Origin of the sequence: Enterobacter sp. BNK-22, from assembly GCF_048684805.1 — a bacterium.
Classification (GTDB): Bacteria; Pseudomonadota; Gammaproteobacteria; order Enterobacterales; family Enterobacteriaceae; genus Enterobacter; species Enterobacter quasiroggenkampii.
In genome coordinates this window covers 1-17,265 of sequence record NZ_JBLQTT010000002.1, presented here as the reverse complement: position 1 = coordinate 17,265, position 17,265 = coordinate 1, and the positions used below count along the sequence as shown (strand labels likewise).

13 protein-coding genes and 1 pseudogene are annotated in these 17,265 nt (G+C 49.8%); 6 read left to right on the top strand and 8 right to left on the bottom strand.

All coding sequences use genetic code 11. From position 1 onward, the window contains the following. Nucleotides 1-29: 29 nt before the first annotated feature. The 3 genes from lpxP to ACMGGE_RS22275 all read right to left on the bottom strand — a co-directional run bounded on the left by lpxP (nucleotide 30) and on the right by ACMGGE_RS22275 (nucleotide 1,669). Entirely contained in the window at nucleotides 30-938 is a 909-nt protein-coding gene (gene lpxP, locus ACMGGE_RS22285) for a kdo(2)-lipid IV(A) palmitoleoyltransferase (RefSeq protein ID WP_023329314.1), read from the bottom strand. Between the two features lie 202 nt (nucleotides 939-1,140). Beyond that, a complete protein-coding gene (locus ACMGGE_RS22280) occupies nucleotides 1,141-1,413 on the bottom strand; it encodes a hypothetical protein (RefSeq protein ID WP_016239704.1) in 273 nt (90 codons plus the stop codon). Nucleotides 1,414-1,492: 79 nt separating this feature from the next. Next, nucleotides 1,493-1,669, bottom strand: a complete 177-nt coding sequence (locus ACMGGE_RS22275; protein ID WP_213842549.1) for a YnfU family zinc-binding protein — start codon at nucleotides 1,667-1,669, stop codon at nucleotides 1,493-1,495. Nucleotides 1,670-1,822: 153 nt separating this feature from the next. Between ACMGGE_RS22275 and ACMGGE_RS22270 the strand changes: the two genes are divergently transcribed. Further along, nucleotides 1,823-2,056 carry a hypothetical protein gene (locus tag ACMGGE_RS22270; RefSeq protein WP_004132711.1) on the top strand — a complete coding sequence of 78 codons (234 nt, stop codon included), beginning with the start codon at nucleotides 1,823-1,825 and terminating at the stop codon, nucleotides 2,054-2,056. Nucleotides 2,057-2,075: 19 nt separating this feature from the next. Here ACMGGE_RS22270 and ACMGGE_RS22265 read toward each other — a convergent pair whose 3' ends face one another. The 3 genes from ACMGGE_RS22265 to cspF all read right to left on the bottom strand — a co-directional run bounded on the left by ACMGGE_RS22265 (nucleotide 2,076) and on the right by cspF (nucleotide 11,272). Continuing rightward, the gene (locus tag ACMGGE_RS22265; RefSeq protein ID WP_420294201.1) at nucleotides 2,076-10,658 is read right to left on the bottom strand and encodes a GH36-type glycosyl hydrolase domain-containing protein; all 8,583 of its coding nucleotides are present in this window, start codon (nucleotides 10,656-10,658) and stop codon (nucleotides 2,076-2,078) included. A gap of 155 nt (nucleotides 10,659-10,813) precedes the next feature. Beyond that, the gene (locus ACMGGE_RS22260; protein ID WP_263755406.1) at nucleotides 10,814-10,978 is read right to left on the bottom strand and encodes a YnfU family zinc-binding protein; all 165 of its coding nucleotides are present in this window, start codon (nucleotides 10,976-10,978) and stop codon (nucleotides 10,814-10,816) included. Nucleotides 10,979-11,059: 81 nt separating this feature from the next. Next, a complete protein-coding gene (cspF, locus tag ACMGGE_RS22255) occupies nucleotides 11,060-11,272 on the bottom strand; it encodes a cold shock-like protein CspF (RefSeq protein WP_071601025.1) in 213 nt (70 codons plus the stop codon). A gap of 266 nt (nucleotides 11,273-11,538) precedes the next feature. On the opposite strand from cspF, the gene ACMGGE_RS22250 reads away from it, so the two are divergent. From ACMGGE_RS22250 to ACMGGE_RS22235, 4 genes and pseudogenes are all read left to right on the top strand, one after another. After that, entirely contained in the window at nucleotides 11,539-11,757 is a 219-nt protein-coding gene (locus ACMGGE_RS22250) for a cold shock domain-containing protein (protein WP_016239707.1), read from the top strand. Nucleotides 11,758-12,056: 299 nt separating this feature from the next. Then, nucleotides 12,057-12,284: a hypothetical protein gene (locus ACMGGE_RS22245; protein ID WP_010434226.1), complete on the top strand. Its 228-nt coding sequence runs from the start codon at nucleotides 12,057-12,059 to the stop codon at nucleotides 12,282-12,284. 562 nt (nucleotides 12,285-12,846) lie between these two features. Beyond that, complete coding sequence (locus ACMGGE_RS22240; RefSeq protein ID WP_323283376.1) at nucleotides 12,847-13,251, top strand: H-NS family nucleoid-associated regulatory protein; 405 nt, start codon at nucleotides 12,847-12,849, stop codon at nucleotides 13,249-13,251. A gap of 52 nt (nucleotides 13,252-13,303) precedes the next feature. Continuing rightward, nucleotides 13,304-13,466 (top strand): annotated as a pseudogene (locus ACMGGE_RS22235) (arsenical resistance protein ArsH); the annotation flags it as partial. Between the two features lie 154 nt (nucleotides 13,467-13,620). On the opposite strand, the gene ACMGGE_RS22230 reads toward ACMGGE_RS22235, so the two are convergent. Together ACMGGE_RS22230 and ACMGGE_RS22225 are read right to left on the bottom strand one after the other, a co-directional pair. Beyond that, nucleotides 13,621-14,604 carry an HNH endonuclease gene (locus ACMGGE_RS22230; RefSeq protein WP_420290635.1) on the bottom strand — a complete coding sequence of 328 codons (984 nt, stop codon included), beginning with the start codon at nucleotides 14,602-14,604 and terminating at the stop codon, nucleotides 13,621-13,623. Then, nucleotides 14,561-15,691, bottom strand: coding sequence for a DNA cytosine methyltransferase (locus ACMGGE_RS22225; RefSeq protein ID WP_420294200.1), 1,131 nt, complete (start codon nucleotides 15,689-15,691; stop codon nucleotides 14,561-14,563). Before ACMGGE_RS22225 ends, ACMGGE_RS22230 begins: the two co-directional genes overlap by 44 nt. Before the next feature lie 331 nt (nucleotides 15,692-16,022). Between ACMGGE_RS22225 and ACMGGE_RS22220 the strand changes: the two genes are divergently transcribed. After that, entirely contained in the window at nucleotides 16,023-16,598 is a 576-nt protein-coding gene (locus ACMGGE_RS22220; RefSeq protein WP_420290632.1) for a hypothetical protein, read from the top strand. The last annotated feature ends 667 nt before the right edge of the window (nucleotides 16,599-17,265 follow it).

The window sequence follows — 17,265 nt, the reverse complement described above, 5'->3', positions numbered from 1 at the left end:
AGATTCTGGCTCATGACAAGTTGAGTTGTTCATTTGTATAAAGAGACTTCGCCTTCAGGACGCGTTTTGAACCTGCGATGCATCCACAGGTATTGCTCAGGAGCACGGAGAATTTCACGCTCGATGATCTTGTTCATATAAGCCGCTGCGGCGACCTTATCTTCCCCTGGATAACCTGCCAACGGATTGCTGATATACATGTGATAACCTTTTTTATCGCTACGTCGAACCATGCTAAGTGTGATCAAGTGTGCACCAGCGAGTTTTGACAGAGCATACGTTCCGTTCGTCGTGGCTGCTTTTTTTACCGAGAAAAAAGGTGCAAAAACGCTTCCCTTAGACCCATAATCCTGGTCTGGTGCAAACCAAACGGCTTCACCTGCTTTTAGCGCATGAACAAAACCTGATAAATTACGTCGATTAATCATAGCCTTATTTGAACGCATACGACCTTTTGTCTGTACCCATTCCATTAATGGATCATTGTGTGGGCGATACGTTGCCATCATAGGATGGCATAACCCCATTACTCTTCCACACAACTCAAGGGACATAAAATGAATCCCGACAACCATTACTCCTTTTGTCGCGCCGGTCAGGTTTTCAAGCCCTTCGACATCAAACCATTTTTTGACTCTCGCATCGCTCCAGAACCAGGCCATTCCTGTTTCCATCAGTCCCAGCCCGAGAGAAACAAAGTTTTTATTGACCATCTGGCTCCGGGCAAACGGTGTCATCTCGGGAAAGCACAGTTCGATATTTCTAATCGCAATTCCTTCCCGGCGTTTCAGAAAGGGTCTGGATATTTTTCCAAGGCCAGAGCCCAGAGTATGTAAAACCGGGTAAGGAAGTTGAACGAGAAGCCACAGCAGACCCAAACCAGACCAGGTAAGCCAGTGGCGAGGATGAAGTAAATTATGAGTAAAAGTCTGTGCCATAAATTTCCTTAATGCTAATGAAGGTTATAACGCAAAAGGAAAACAATGAAGCAATTTGTCTTTAGCGATACATTTTGTTTTAGACAATTTAAAGTCATCTAAATTCAGAAAAAAATAACTTTGCAATGACTGGTAAAGAATTTAAAGAGTCAGGAATGAATTGTAAGCCAGCAAAGTTATTCTGTTATAAATCCATGTTTTATCATTGATACTCAAGAAATTGTCTTCTTGATTCATCATCATCAAGGTACTCAAAAGAAAGAAGCCGAATTTTGGTAAGTTTATAAAACCACTCACAATCGTTTCGTTGAATAATTTCCCCTGGTTTGAAACATATCCCGGATGCCACCCGAATAATCGCATATTTACCATTACTAAACCTGACCCGGTGAATACAGAAAGGTTGGCCAGCCTGCCCGTGACAGCTGTTCGACAGGATATGTCCTTCAATAAAAACAGATTTTTTAGATTTCATTATCATACCCTCGACAACTGCAGTACAGGAGGAACGTTGTCATTTTCCGACATCACTGACGTTACGTGGCAGAAGCCGTTCAGCCGCCGATACACCAGCATTCTGAAGGTCTGAACAACAGTCCGCAGGCAGGGCACTCAAGAACCGCATCTTTTCTTAGTTTACCTGCTTTCTGATCGGCTCTGTATGCGCATACCGGGCAGGCAACATGAACCGGTCTTTCTTTAAAATACCTGAGCCCATTTGTATAAGACATAAATAATTCTCTGAGAAATATAGTAATTATTATACGCTTTAATATAAAAATAACTGGCATAAGTTATGTTAAGTTGTGTCTGAATGAGGTTATCAGATATTGAAAATTGAACGTCTGATTTATGGTACACTACCCTTCCGTGAGAAATTTAAGATGAAATCAGAAGACACCCTTGACTGGTATCCGGCACAACTACCGCCTGTGAAAATTATTCTTGGCGAAGCCGTGCTGGCTGTGGGTAAACAGGGCCGACCGATTAATACCCGCACCTTGCTGGAATACCTTCAGGTCATGCAGGACAAACAAAAAAGGCGGGATGACAAAATCGCCATGCAGACTGCGATTGATGTTCTCAGGGATAATCAGCGCATTAACGGCAGACGTTAATGCACCTCCGGGATCAGTGTCAGTTCTGAATGATCTCAACCGTATGGTTTTGTCCATCATCCTTCAGCGGTATTCTGTCATCAGGGAGGAGAACACCATCCAGCGTCACGCAATATTCTGCATCGCCGCGTGAAACACTAATCTGATAATGGCTTTCACCATATTGATATGCCATAGAAAAAGACGACCACTCATCCGGTAACCTGGCATGAACACTAAAGTCAGTGCCGGAACGTTTTATCCCCAGTAATTCCTCGGTAAGTAAACGCCAGGCCCAGCCTGCGGAACCGGTATACCAGCTCCACCCTGCACGTCCGGTATGGGGAGCGACGCTGTAGACATCAGCACTCATGACATAAGGCTCAGCTTTATAAATCCCGACAGAGTCCGCATTCAGGGTATGATTTACAGGGCTGAGCATTGACCAGAGTTGCCAGGCTCGTTCGGCATTCCCCATTCGGGCAAAGGCCATCACTGCCCAGATGGCGCCATGCGTATACTGCCCTCCGTTTTCCCGCACGCCGGGCAGGTACCCCTGTATGTAGCCCGGATTTGGACCGTGTCCGTCGAAAGGAGGCGTTAACAGTTTGATCAGCCCTCCTTCGTTATCCACAAGGTGCTTATCCAGCGCCTGCATGGCCTTTGCGCACCGTCCCGGGCTCGCGGCGCCGGACAATACAGACCAGCTCTGCGCAATCGCATCAATCCGGCAGTCCTGTGAGGTTTTCGATCCCAGGGGAGTACCATCGTCAAAATACCCGCGCCGGTACCATTCCCCATCCCAGGCGTGGGCTTCGAGATTACTTTGCAGGCGCAGAGCCTGTGAACGGCACATCGCGGCGACGCTTTCATCCAGCCTGCGCTCCGCCAGCGCTGCAAACCGCTGCAAAATGTCGTACAGGAAGAAGCCCAGCCAGACGCTTTCACCTTTGCCTTCGATACCCACCCGGTTCATCCCGTCATTCCAGTCACCAGCCCCCATCAGCGGCAGGCCATGCTCCCCGAAGCGAAGTCCATAGTGAATAGCTTTGACGCAGTGTAACCAGAGTGTCTCTTCGGTGCCGCTGATGACCGGCGTGTCATAGACAGACTCTTCACCAGGCTGAAGCGAGCGTCCCTCCAGATAAGGAATGCGTATTTCCAGTGCATCCATATCCCCCGTTGTTTCAACATAGTGGCAAGCAGCAAGCGGCAGCCAAAGATAGTCATCGGAGCAGCGGGTACGCACACCGTTGCCGTGTGGCGGGTGCCACCAGTGCTGCACATCCCCCTCGATAAACTGCCGTGATGCACAGAGTATTATCTGTTCACGCATCCGGTCCGGAGCAGCGTGGCTCAGAGCCAGCGTATCCTGCAGCTGATCGCGAAAACCAAATGCACCGCCAGACTGATAGTAGCCACTCCGGGCCATAAGACGGCAGGCGACCGTCTGATACAACAGCCAACCATTAACCAGTAAATTTACGGACGTGTCGGGGGTGTTAACTACGATTTTATCGAGAACATTGTGCCAGTGATTATGAATCCGGTTCAGCTCCTGGCGGACCGTATCCTCGTTCATGTAGCGGGCCAGCGTCTCCTGAGCACAGACATCATTCTCCTCTGCGCCGAGGATAAAAATAAACGTCCTCTGGTCCCCGTCAATTAATGTAACCGCCGATTGCACCGCTCCGCAGGGATCCAGACCGGCCCCCGTCTTACCAGAAAGCTTTTGCAGTTTCATGGCCGAAGGGGCGTGAAGGGAACCATTACGGCCAATAAACTCCCGGCGATCCCCTGTCAGAGAACAGTCATTACCGCTGACGGCAAAAAATGCAGTTCGGCCGCCACCATTATCACCATAAAAGTTATTCGCAAGCACCCCGCAGCCGCCGGGCGTTCTGGCCACATGTGTCACAATGTGAGGGGCTGAGCGCGTTCGTGTTTCTCCGAGCGTCCACTCTACATAGCCTGTGACGGAAAGTTGACGTGTCCGTCCCGAAGAGTTGCTGAGCGTCAGGAGCACCAGTTTAACCGGATCTTCTTCAGCAACCAGGACCGTCAACTCGCTGTCTATACCACTCTCACGATGGGCAAAAACGCTGTAGCCAAAACCATGGCGGGTCAGGTAATCACCGTGTCCGCGAACAGGTAAAGCCGTCGGCGACCAGCACTCCCCGCTCTCTTCATCGCGCAGGTAAAATGCCTCGCCGCTGCGATCGCTCACCGGATCGTTCTCCCACGGCGTCAACCGGTATTCATGGGCATTCTCATACCAGGTATAGGCCTGCCCTGCCTCTGAGATCACACAGCCAAAACGAGAATTTGCCAGTATGTTCGACCAGGGAGCCGGTGTAAGCGCATTTTCCCGAAGGACGATCTGATACTCCCGCCCATCCTGAGAAAATCCACCGTACCCATTGAAATGGCATAACTGACTGGTATCAGGGCTCCAGTCCGTATGTTGATTACGGTCGCGCACAGCACGCGGAATGAATGCCCTTGCCGGCGATTTCAGGGTATGAATACGCTGGTTAAGCTGCTCATTAATACCCCCTGCGCGGTCATCAAGATAAAGACAGGCCACGCTCATCAAAAGCAACTTATCCTCAGCGGAGAGATGCTCACCGTTCCGGACAAAAAGCCCGCCCTTTTTATCCAGCAGACTGGCTTCAGACCCGGCATAAATTAACTCCATAATCTGATTTTGTAATCCCTGCTGGTAGCCGCCGGGGCTGTTATTCAGGATAACCAAATCAACATCCAGCCCTTTCTGTCTCCAGTAACGGTGTGCCTGAATCAGTGTGGTCACTGAGGTGATACTTTCCTCGCTGGTTATACTCAGCAGCACTATCGGCAGATCCCCTGAAATTGCCCAGCCCCACAGTCCGGACTGGCCACGCCGGTTGCGGCCGATCGCCTGGCCTTCGGCTCGCAGCTCCTGGACAGGATAAAGCACAGCGCTGGCGAGACTATTGAACAACGTGGCATCATCTTCACTGGCGTTCATCTGGCGCAATACCACCAGACTGTGAGACCAGGCCAGTTCAAAGACGCGATCGGCGATAGGGTAATCGCGATATTTCTCCAGCAACGCCAGGCTCTGCTGACGGGTCTCGCTGATGCCATAAATGATATCAATCGTAACCGGCTGCCCCGGCTGCAGAATGATGGCGTGGCGAATTGCCAGTATCGGATCCAGCACCGAGCCCGACGTGTTGCTTAGCGTCCCTCCCGCCTCTATTGCCAGGGCATTCGCAGGGTTTCTGCCACGTCCAATAAAGCTTGCCCTGTCCGTTTCAAACGACACGTTATGTCGGTTATCGCCGTGCACCACCATCATGTGAAACAGGCAAGGGCCCGGTTCATCCGGTGAGCGCGGGCGCCGGTGGCAAAGAATAGCGTCACGCTCAGGAGCCAGCTCAGTCTGAATAAACAAATTGCTGAATGCCGGGTGTGCCAGATCGCTGACATCAGGTGCCAGTACCACTTCAGCATAGGTTGTCAGCTCCAGAGAGCGAGGTTTGCGACCACGATGAATCAGTGTGAGCCGTCGCAATTCAACATCATCCTCCGGAGAGATCACCACCTGAGTTTTGACGCTGAGTCCCCCGAAGCTGCGTCTGAATTCTGCCCCCGCATCGGTGAATAACACTTCCTCGTCTTGTCCGCTGGTGTAGCCTGTCGGTTGCCAGGTATTGCTCCACACATCTCCCGTCTGGGTATCGCGGAAGTAGCAAAATGCTCCCCAGTTATCACGGGTGGTATCACTGCGCCAGCGGGTTAGTGCAATATCATTCCAGCGACTGTAACCACCGCCCCCCGCGGTCAACATCAGATGATAATGGCCGTTGGACAGCAGTTGAATATCCGGGGTGGGGGTATCCACGCTATAGAAAATACGGGGTTCATAGCGGACGGGTTTGACCCTGCCCTCATGAGATTCAAAATGACGGCGCGGACTGTACAGATCGACCGCATCCGGCACGCGCTCCTGTAACAGCAGACTCGCTGACCGGAATACCGTACTGGACATAAAGCGTTCAGTCATGGGGGCGTCAAGCAGCACATGAGCCAGCGCCTGAAATGCCATACCCTGGTGATGCGCCATCCAGGACTGTACCACCGCATAGAGCTGGCCGGTTGCAAGACGTGAGGGGGTATAGTCCAGCGCTTCATAAAAACCGTATTCTCCGCGTGCACCATTTTTTTGCAGCCTGAACAGGTTCTCACAGGCTCTCTGTGGGGAAACCATCAGCGCCAGCAGCGTGGCGTAAGGAGCAACCACCATGTCATCGGCAAGCCCCCTGCGCAGACCGAGACCCGGTACGCCAAATGCCTGATACTGATAATTATGCTGAACATCAAAAGCATGATAGCCAGACTCTGAAACACCCCACGGTACCCCGCGTTCTTTCCCCCAGTGAATCTGGCGCATAACCGCCGACTGACTCATTTCATCGAGCAGGCTGCCGGGGCTGGTGGGCATCACCAGATTCGGCATCAGGTATTCAAACATGGACCCGCTCCATGACATCAGGGCAGTTTCGTTATCAATCGAGGTAAACAGTCGACCCAGCGCGTACCAGCTTTTAAGAGGCAGTTGATTAGTCGCAATGGCAAGAAAACTGGTCAGCCGGATTTCAGACGGCAGGAGATCGTAGTGGCTCTTGTCAGGCATATTGGTGTCACAGTTATAACCGACGCTGAGCAGACTGGTTGCTTCACTGTACAGAAAGGCGAAATCCATCCGGGCATGCTCATCCAGCCGCTGTTCCAGCTCGGTGATAATATTGAGTCGCATTCGGGCCTGCTCCGCCGCTAACGCCGGAGGCGTTCCTGTACCGGTTAATGTCGGACGGGCAAGCTCGCTCAGCGTCGGCAGCGTCTGTTCATTCCAGCATGCAGGTAACCAGCCAAGCAACAGAGACCACTCATGGCAAAGCTGAACCAGTTGATGCTCCAGATGTCCAGCCCAGCGCATCTGAAGAGGAGATCCCTGATGACATGCGCTGGTCAGATGGTTACACTGGGTGCGCATGCTTTTCAGTTCGCTGAAAAACGCCTGCGGAGAGAGCGACACCGCGTTCAGGCAATGCTTGCGCAGCAGTCTCAGGCTGTCAGGTGGGTTCTTACCCCACTGTTTTTCCAGAATATCCAGCGTATCGTTCAGTCCTGCCAGTATCTGTTGGCTGCTTAAAACAGGCTGATGACGCATGGCGGACAAGCCTGCACGCAGGGTCAACAAATGCCCGGCCATGTTGCCGCTGTCGACGCTTGAGATATAGCGTGGACTGAGGGGGACCAGTGTCCGGGTGTCATACCAGTTGTAGAGATGGCCCCGGTAGTGTTCCATTTTATCCAGCGTGTCGAGCGTGAGCGACACGCGCCGGAGCACCTCTCCGCCGGGCAGGTAGCCAAAGTCCCATGCCGTCAGGTTAGCCATAAGGGAAAGACCAATATTGGTAGGAGAAGTTCGGTGTGCCACCGTCGGTTGTGGTATTTCCTGATAATTATCAGGCGGAAGCCAGTTCTCTTTTTCTGTGGCAAACGTTTCAAAAAAAGCCCAGATTTCACGGCTTGTCTGGCGTAACAGCTGTTTTTGTTCCTGAGTTGGCGAAAACACCTTACGCACGGGCTGGCGACTCAGCCAGCTCATCAGCAGCGGGGCCACACACCATACCAAACCGATCGGTAACGCAATCCCCAGCAGCTGTGGGGCAAACTGTCCGGTCAGTATTGTCAGCGTCACGCCACTGGCAACGTTTATCCACATGGCCTGATAAAAGCTTGCAACAGCGGGTCTGGCACGATCGCTGTCCTGGCTGTGGCTGACCCACTGGCTGAGGTGACGCCTGCTGATCCCCAATCGCCATAGCGTCACGGCGATCGCTTTCAGCGAATATCCGGCTTCGTGCGGCAGTATCGCAAAATTAAGGCTGATACCTGACAAACGCTTCAGCGCGCCCGCCCCCACCAGTAACAGATGCGGCTTCACGCGGCGACGCAGAGGTTTATGCAGAAGGTCATGGCTGATGCAGAGGATGGCTGGCAACAGCCATATCAGCAACAGTATGCCCAGCCAGTAAACAGGATTGGGTACCCAAAGCAGAGTGAAGAACAGCAATATCAGTAAAGAGGGGGCGACCAGACTGCGACGTAGATTATCGAGTAATTTCCAGTAAGAAAGCGCGGTCAGCGGATTCCTGACATGGGTTCCATCGGCTTTTCTGACGCGTGGTTTCAGCCAGTTAAGCAGTTGCCAGTCACCCCGGATCCAGCGTGAACGTCGTGCAACATCCGACAGATAATTATTAGGGTACTGTTCGTAGAGTAACACCTCGCTCAGCAGACCCGAACGTGCATAGCATCCTTCAAGCAGATCGTGGCTGAGTACCAGATTTTCCGGGCAGATGTTGGCAGTGGCCTGCATAAAAATATCAACATCGTAAATCCCTTTGCCCACAAACGAGCCTTCCCCAAAGAGATCCTGATAGATATCCGAAGACATCATCGAATAAGGGTTATTGCCCGGTACGCTGCTGCGCAGGGCTGCGTAACGCCCCTGACCGTTGCGTGGTATCTCCTCCGCAAGACCGGGCTGTAAAATACCGAATCCTTTGACAACCCTCTGGCGTACCGGATCATACTCTGGCGTATTCAGCGGATGGGCCATCGCCGCGACGAGTTTGTGTGCCGTATCGCGCGGGAGCACCGTATCGCTGTCCAGGGTAATGACGTATTTTATGTGACCCGGTAAAAGATGGGCAGGCATGTCTGCAACGCTGACGAATTGCGTTCCGGGATGGCGCAACCAGCTGTTAAGTAACGCCAGTTTTCCCCGCTTGCGTTCATAGCCCATCCACGCTCCTTCCGAGGGGTTCCATTCAGGCTGACGATGTAACAGATAAAAACGTGGTCGGCCGGAGGGGTAGCGGCGATTAAGCGCCTGCGTATCGGCGATAGCCTGTCTGAGCAGCGCGTGACTTTCCGGCGAGGGTTCATTTTCAGAATCAGCGAAGTCTGTGAGCAGCGCGAACCTGAGATTTTCGTTTTGATTCCCCAACCAGCAAACTTCAAGACTGGTGAGGAGCTGGCTGAAACTTTCGTGGCTGGTCAACATGCAGGGAATGACTAACATGGTGGCATTGTCAGCGGGAATACCGGCTGAAAAATCCATCCCCGGCAAGGGTCGAGGAACGCGAAAACGGGTGGTTGCATCACTGAGTAAATCGCTCATTAACTGAGTTAAAGCAATAATCAGAGGCAATATCACCGCGATCAATAGCCAGTCTGCGCCCTGCATGGCGGTTTCGTGCATTATTGCTGCGGTCGCTGCGGTTGTCAGCAACGCCAGGCTTCCAAGCCATGACAGCAGGGTTATTCTGTTGAAACTGTGCCGCAAGCGTATGAGCCTTGAGGCGTCTGCCAGGAGATGAATATCCAGCGCCTGTCGACCTTCGCCCGCAAGATAATAACCAACATGATGTTCCGGTGTATCGGGCGCTTTTTCCTCTGAAAGCGCCAGCACCTTCTCAGCAACCTCAGGCTCGCTGAGACCGCTGTCTCTGGCCAGAACCTCAACTACGTGCCGGTAATGATCCCGGGTATTGAAGTGCATACGGGGATAAATGCCGGCAGGATCATTGCGTAATGCCTGTTCGACAACGCTTATCGTTTCGGCGAAATCAGCCCAGTCCGTTTCACTCAATAATCGCAGGCCCGCGATGCTGTTACTGACGGACAGCTGGCTGGCGGCAAGCTGCTGATTGAAACTATGTATGAGAACGTCAGTGGTGATCCCCTGTTCCCGAAGGCACTGATCAACCCAGGTCAGAGGTAACGACAGCGCGTTGCCATGCCCCTGCAGGCGCCGCACCAGCTCTGCGACAAACGCACTGGTTAACGGAGGTCGGGAGCGCGCCATATCGGCAACCACCATAATTAAATCACCAGGCGCACTCTCTGCGCATTCGACAATCCTTGTTATCCACGTATCGGCAAGGTTTCTGTCCTGCTGCGCTTTTATCACTTCCATACTGATACGACGAAGATTTTCAATCAGCGCCAGTCGCAGCATTCCCGGTAACGCCCAGACTTCACCCAGCGTCAGCGGCGTCACCTGTTGATAGGCTGTGAGATAGCTGGTCAGGCTGGCGGCATCCCAGCGGCCATCGCCGTGAGCAATGGCCTCTGATGCAATATGATAAATTCGTGGGCAATTCAGCGGCGATACCAGCGACGGAAGACCTTTGCCAAAGCTTTTCGGCAGGTGCTGGCGGACAGTGCGGATTTGTTCCTCAATCAGATAATAATTGTCCAGCAGCCATTCACCGGCGGGCATGATACTGGTCTTTTTACCAGCGTTAAGCTCATAGCAGTTTTGGGTAATGACGGCCTCATTGTCGCCAAGCCGTTTCAGAAGATAATAAGGATGCTTATCTGGTGATACTTTATGAGTCCGCGCCAGCTTCTGGCCGTAGCGTTCCATCTGGACGGTCGAAAAGAGTTCTGACCGCGGGGTGCTTTCACCGGCAGGATCGTTCGCCGAAAACGTTATGTTTTCGGCAGCATTAATCAGAATACGGGAGCGGTTAAACCACGCTCTTGGGTTCATTTTCATAGCATTGCTCTGATGCGACGTTAGCGCGCAGGAGCAGTTGCGAAATCAGATCAGAAAAGTTCTCTCAGGATGGGCGTCAGGCATCAGGGATTTAACAGCTGCCGGAATCTAACATAAGTATAGGACATAAGCTCTGTTCTGCGGTTTTGGTCGAGCTAGCGTCGGGAGATAAACAGAGCCTTACATCCGGGGCAAAGCATGGTCTGGTTGAGCCGGATTTTTGACAACGATTGTGCTGATTTTAAGCCACAAACAGGACAGGCAGCAGCGGCAGTAGACGCACTGCTGAAGAGTTTCATTGCGTAATTGATAACAGACATAACCATTAACCTTTCAATGAATGAGATTCACCGTACCACGTGTGGTTAAGTTTTAATCTATTTATTTTGACACAATGAAAATCAGGAAAGATAAATGTTCGCAGCCACAGGCCCCCTGAGACCGTTTATCCGGCAAAATTCTATGCGCCTTCCAGGGATGAGTAATTCTGATTCGCGGGAGTTAACGGCTGAAATGTGAAGCAGAACGTCTTTTCGTCCATCAGATGGGATGATGAGGCCTTTACCACTAAGAATATCAAAGCTTTTGACAATTCCTGTCATTTTATGGGACAAGTCAATTCCTTATTGAAAACAAGTAAAGACTATACACTGAAAATGGCATTCAGCCACTTTTATTTTCCCTACAGGACCTCTGGACGGCTAAAAGATAATTTGCTTATATCGATTCCCTGTGCCTTAATGAATCCCATCAGTTCGATGTACTAATGAAAGTTAGAAATTTTCCGGGCAGTTCTCATTACCAGGCGCTATCGTTGATATCCCCTCTTTTTGAGTCCATACGTTTACTATCAATACAACGATGTATAACAGGAGTCAGTATGACCTCTAGAATTACAGGCCTGGTAAAATGGTTTAACGAAGACAAAGGTTTTGGCTTCATCTCTCCTCTTGATGGCAGCAAAGATATCGTTGTCCATTTTTCTGCGCTTAATGGCGACAACTTTAAAACTTTATTTGAAGGACAGAAAGTTGAATTCGCCATTCAGATCGGAGACAAAGGTCCTGCTGCTGCAAACGTAATACTTTGCGATAAATAAATCAATGTGGATCTGCGATAACGATGAAGGATTATTCCTGAGTAGACAGATCCATAACTTAAATCAGATAAAAATCGTTTATTCTTAATATCTGATCAGCATATTTTTCACAATTATGAGTGCGCTGACCGATGTAATGGAGTGCAGGACTACTGCATAAAATTTTAAAAGCACAAACTAACTGCTTGTTAAATAAGAAGTGCGTAATGAGCGAGGCTATCTCCGAAAGCACCTCGTAATGGCTTTGACCTTAATGACATCTGCCAGATAACACCCACGAGAGAACAGGGTAATAGAATATGATTAAAGTCCTTGTTTTCTTTAATGCTGAATCCTGTAAAGTTATGACCGTTCTGGAAGGTATATCCTCTATCAGGCAGGAATATCCAAACGGTGAAGAAACACATCTTCGGATTATGTCTGCAGGTTTTCCTTCCTTAACTGGCGATCATGGTATTGTTTACGTGGCTACTGACAGGGAGTTAACGTCACAGGAGATACTTGATGCGGCCAGGAAATATTTATAGCATTTTTTATGCTCTCTGCTCCACGTTTAATTGCATGCTTACCCTATTTATCAGAATCGAACAAAAAATGAGTTAAAAACATTTATGGCCTGCTAACAGCAGGCTTTTTTTTAACATTACACTTTTTTAGAAACACCTCTATAAAGAGAAAGTAATTCGCTACCCTCTGACAAAATACAGGTGTCTCTCACCTGCGTGCCATCTTGCCATTTGTGAAAAATCTTACTAAGTGGCCGCGCTAATTCACTAAATGTCTCTCCTGATTTAAAACTCATCAGGTATGACTGAAGCAATAGTTATGAGGCTATAAAAAGGCTCTCCGGATGGCTCCTGGCATCATAGTTTTTAGTACCCTCAAAAATGCAGGGACATTTCGTAGGAGTTAAGATTTAGTTCTTGCACATTCCTCTTAATTTTGTCTTGCGATAAGAGATTTATATCAGTAGTCTAAACCTCGTTAATAACAATATGTACCAATCGGATTAAAATGCTCATTAAGAAAAATCGGGTTGATGAGCAACCGTCGACATTGGTATTTGCTGAAATTTTAAGAGGTCTCTTTATGTCAGATGCTCTGACACAGTTAAACAATATCCGTACCTTACGTTCCCAGACTCGTGAAATGTCCTTAGATGTGCTGGAAGATGTTCTGGAAAAGTTTAAAATTATTCTTATAGAACGACGAGAAGAAGAGACATTACGTCTTGCAAATGAAAGTCAGCGCCGCGATAAACTGGAATCACTTCGTCAGATGATGCTTGATGAGGGTATCGACCCATCCGAACTTATGGCTGCTATTGGCTCTCCGGGTAAGGCTAAAAGAACGCGCTCCCCCCGCCCCGCGAAGTATCGATATACTGACGAAACTGGAGAGTCAAAAACATGGTCAGGTCAGGGGCGAATGCCGAAGCGGATCTCAAATCTGATTGCTGAAGGTGGGGAATTAAAAGATTTTGAAATCAGCTAAAAAGAGCCGGGTATAACCCGGCTCTTTTTTGTGTAGGCCGCAAGTTGCCTTAGAGAATAGTCGAGAAACATTTAGTTCCGTTGATGTAGCCGAGAAGCTGATTTAAAATCACAGTGCTGCTTAAGGGACAAACCGGTTATCTTGCAGATCGTTACAGCGAGCAAAAAGAGAGCCATCAGAAGCTTTCATCCCGAGTTAATCAGGACAATATATAATGTATGTTCTGCGTGAATCCATACTGCATGAGCTTAACAACGTCCGTTATTGGCACAAAGCGGACGTATCAAATAGAAATATCCCGCAAGCACTTTACTACAGCTACACCAATGAATGACCTGCCCGTAACAAATTACACTATCACCTGCGAATTTAGTCTCCCTTCAACAGCTGTAAAAGCGCATCCCCCGACACTTTACGGCGGTGCACGTCATCATGGCAGACATTACAGAGGGTAATTAAGTTACCCAGCTTATTTTCACCGCCGTCTGCATGATGCTCTATATGATGCAATTCAAGAAACGTTCGGGGGTCATTTGCTGTTCTACGGGCGTGCGACCAGCCGCAGTTCCGGCAAGAGTGATGATCACGCTCAAGGACGGCTACACGTACCGGGTCAGGGATTTTGCGGTCATGTACCTCAGCCTGACGATCTTCTTCGAGCAAATATGCGCCCACTTGAAGCTCCGGTCGGCCTGAATTCCTGGTGGCAATCGGCCAGCCCTCTTCGGTACGCAACTCGCGTGTACGGCGGGCCCATTCCTTACTGTCGTTCGCAAGATAACGTAACTCTTCGCCCGTTACCGGGCGACCAACGTTTTTACGCAGATAGGAGAGAATTTTGTCTTTCGTCGAAAGCTTACTTCGACGCAGAACATTAGCCTCATTCCAACGCAGAGCGGCCTCCCTGTCCTGTTCCGTCGTCATCAGCGCATAGACATCCGTTTTAAGGACGGTCGTTGTGCGGGCCTGGAGTTCCTCCAGTTTTATCTCATCTTGTTCAATCATTTCCTTCAGCGTGGTACCGCTTAACACGGACCAGCCAAACTGAACCCGAAGCTCTCTTATCCGCCGCGCATACTCGCTTATCCCGGCCACTACCATCAGTTCATCACCGTGAATGATGAGGCGGGGATATTTGAGGAGGTAAGCCAGAATGCGGTCGCGTGCCGAATTGCAGCCCTCCTCATGCATCAGAGAGCTGCCGAGATCCCGCAGTAAATGATTGGCCGGGATGAGGAAGAGGACCTGTTCTCGCAGGGAGTCATCCGCGAGCCTGTGTTCAAAATCGGTAATTAACGCCAGAAGCTGTTTACGCAGCGTTTCCGGTTCGCTCTTCTTCGATCTTCTCGCCATGTTGAATCTGATATTCCATTAAAGTAAGCACATAGGTCGCAATCTTTTGCGCAAAGACTGGCGGAACCGCGTTTCCAATCTGACGTGCGATCTCGGTTTTTGATCCCAGGAAAACAAAATGATCCGGGAAACTCATCAGGCGCGCCGCTTCCCGGTGCGTAATAGGACGATGAGCTTCAGGGTGGAGATAACGCCCTTTCTCAGGTTTGAAGAACTCGGTGCGGATCGTTACGGAAGGACGTTCCCACCACAGCCGTCCAAACAAATCCGTACCACCGGACGTTTTTTTGATCCAGCAGGCAGGCGTAATATCGGGTCTGTTTTTTTGTAAGTCAAAACGGTTCCCGCCCACCGGCACAGCGCGATAACGTTCCTGAGACAGTGCTGTCGGATTTCGCCCAAAATGCAGATCTAAGGGCGGAGGCAGATCGCGCATTTCCGTGCCGACCGGCTCAGGTAAATCACCAATGAATTCTCTGACCGTCAGCCAGGCAGGAAGATCTCCAGCTTTATCAGGATGCTGGTGCGAAGGCGCAGGGGGAAACGCAGGAATCCCCCCCCGCACAAAACGGTCTTTCTTAATGCCAATCGCAATAGCACGCTTACGCGTCTGAGGGGCACCATAATCTGCCGTATTCAGCACAGAAGGGTTGAGAAGCATAAAGCCCATACTCTCCGCACGTTCGCAGATGTCCTGGAATTCATCACTGGTTAACAGACCCGGGACATTTTCCATCACAAAGACTGAAGCGCCCGATCGCTCAATGATATCCATGTACGGTTCCCACAGAGCGCGTCGATGATCCCCTTCCCGGTTCTTATTGAGTAGACTGAACCCCTGACAAGGCGGCCCACCGATAACAACATCCGCTTCTGGCACGGTATTTTCCGTGATCCACTCTTCTATGTTGGCGACCATGCCATGCTCGCCAAAGTTGGCATTGTACGTTCTGATGGCCGCCTTATCATTGTCCAGAGCCAGAACGCTTTCGAAATGAGCACCATTCTTCCCTTTCATGAAACCGCAGGACAAGCCGCCAGCGCCACAAAACAGATCAATGACCTTTAATTTATTGGTTTTACTCATTCAGATAGTATCCCGCTTAAGTCTCGACAGATAAGTCTATCATAAAGAGAATCTGTATGTATGCACAGTACCACCTGTATAAGATACTTCAGAAGAGGTGTAAACACGCGTATGGACTGCACGCAGTCATAGGAACACTGACTTAACTTAACGATGCGTGGTTCATGTCTAGTAATGAACCATAACGTTCGGCTGCAAAATTTGGCAGTGCTCATCACCTTCGCTGGTGCGTTAGCATGTACCCCTGATGCCTTTCACTGATATTAACTTCAGGTGCTATGAGAGAGGTTCTGCTCGTGTCGAAAGGCCTGACGGGTTAAGGAAGAGATGTATGAACGAGGAATTTTCCAGAAAAAGACTGCTTCAGGGCATTATCTTTACCCTTCTGATTACCTTTGCAACCGGGATGGGGAATGTCTTATCGGCTTTTTTTATGCTGAATGTGAAAAAGCAGGAAGTAGAAGATACTCAGCTTGCGGAAACCAGACGCCGGGCGACAGAGCTGCATTGTCTCAAGCTCCAGGAAAGCGCCTCACTGGCTGCAGAGATTGTTTTTCGGGCAGATCGAGGCTATCCCAATAACGTCTCCTTGTATGAACTAATGTATGAAACGAGCACTCCGACTAAGCGTGTACCCGACGATCAAATCAAAGAAGAACAAAAAAACTTCGAACATCAGGTCTTCGGTTTGCTTCCCTATCTTCAACCTGACGAAGCTCAGGTAATGAAGCAGGTAACTCTCCAGCATTTTATCGTTACGGCCATGCGGACCAGTAAGGTTCCTGCCGAACATCGGACATCCCCTGCAGAGGGCGGATTCGATTTTAACAAGGAAATGCAGAAGCTACGTGATGGAGGGGATTTCATGGGTCAGATATTCAGGGAAAGATGTATGCGGATTAGGTAAGACGGATTTGTGACATGAACGGTGTGAGCCATTGGCGCAACAGAGTGGAGTTGCCTAGTCATGAGCAAGCGCTTAATGACCCATTTCCTTATTATCGTCATAACGATCCCACGCGTTTAGCTAGGTTCCATTCCTTGATGTGTGCGTCTTGCTGGCACTGCGACCCACCAGGCAAAATCTGATCAGTCCCAGAGGGGGAAGACGAGAAATCCCTCGAAGCATTAGCCGTCTTTAGCGGTTAAGATCGTTCTCGTTTCTGTTATCTCAGGTTTGGCACGTTAGTACATGTGCCAACCTTCTAACAAGATTCAGCTATTTCAAATAGTTATCCACATATACATTGACTAGATCCAATAAGATGATCCTTTAATAGATCCAAATTGGATCCATATAGTTCCAAACAGATCCCCGATCGCTACAGGCCGCGCCACGTAAGGCTCTCAGAGCTTTCAGGTGTGTCACATTATGCAAATAGTGTGTCACAGCATGCAAAAAGTGGGTCGTAACATGGTAAAAGTGGGTGACAACATGTATAAGGTGTGTCATAACATGCCTGAAGGTGTGTCGTAGCATGTAAAAAAATAACTTATCCACCGTATGTGGATAACCCTATATGGAAGTAACTTACGGTGGCGTAACCCTATGTCGGATAACAATTTTTTACCTG

Coding starts and splice junctions, on each gene's coding strand:
- lpxP (WP_023329314.1), bottom strand. CDS start 938: ATGGCACAGACTTTTACTCATAATTTACTTCATCCTCGCCACTGGCTT.
- ACMGGE_RS22280 (WP_016239704.1), bottom strand. CDS start 1,413: ATGAAATCTAAAAAATCTGTTTTTATTGAAGGACATATCCTGTCGAAC.
- ACMGGE_RS22275 (WP_213842549.1), bottom strand. CDS start 1,669: ATGTCTTATACAAATGGGCTCAGGTATTTTAAAGAAAGACCGGTTCAT.
- ACMGGE_RS22270 (WP_004132711.1), top strand. CDS start 1,823: ATGAAATCAGAAGACACCCTTGACTGGTATCCGGCACAACTACCGCCT.
- ACMGGE_RS22265 (WP_420294201.1), bottom strand. CDS start 10,658: ATGAAAATGAACCCAAGAGCGTGGTTTAACCGCTCCCGTATTCTGATT.
- ACMGGE_RS22260 (WP_263755406.1), bottom strand. CDS start 10,978: ATGTCTGTTATCAATTACGCAATGAAACTCTTCAGCAGTGCGTCTACT.
- ACMGGE_RS22250 (WP_016239707.1), top strand. CDS start 11,539: ATGACCTCTAGAATTACAGGCCTGGTAAAATGGTTTAACGAAGACAAA.
- ACMGGE_RS22245 (WP_010434226.1), top strand. CDS start 12,057: ATGATTAAAGTCCTTGTTTTCTTTAATGCTGAATCCTGTAAAGTTATG.
- ACMGGE_RS22240 (WP_323283376.1), top strand. CDS start 12,847: ATGTCAGATGCTCTGACACAGTTAAACAATATCCGTACCTTACGTTCC.
- ACMGGE_RS22230 (WP_420290635.1), bottom strand. CDS start 14,604: ATGGCGAGAAGATCGAAGAAGAGCGAACCGGAAACGCTGCGTAAACAG.
- ACMGGE_RS22225 (WP_420294200.1), bottom strand. CDS start 15,691: ATGAGTAAAACCAATAAATTAAAGGTCATTGATCTGTTTTGTGGCGCT.
- ACMGGE_RS22220 (WP_420290632.1), top strand. CDS start 16,023: ATGAACGAGGAATTTTCCAGAAAAAGACTGCTTCAGGGCATTATCTTT.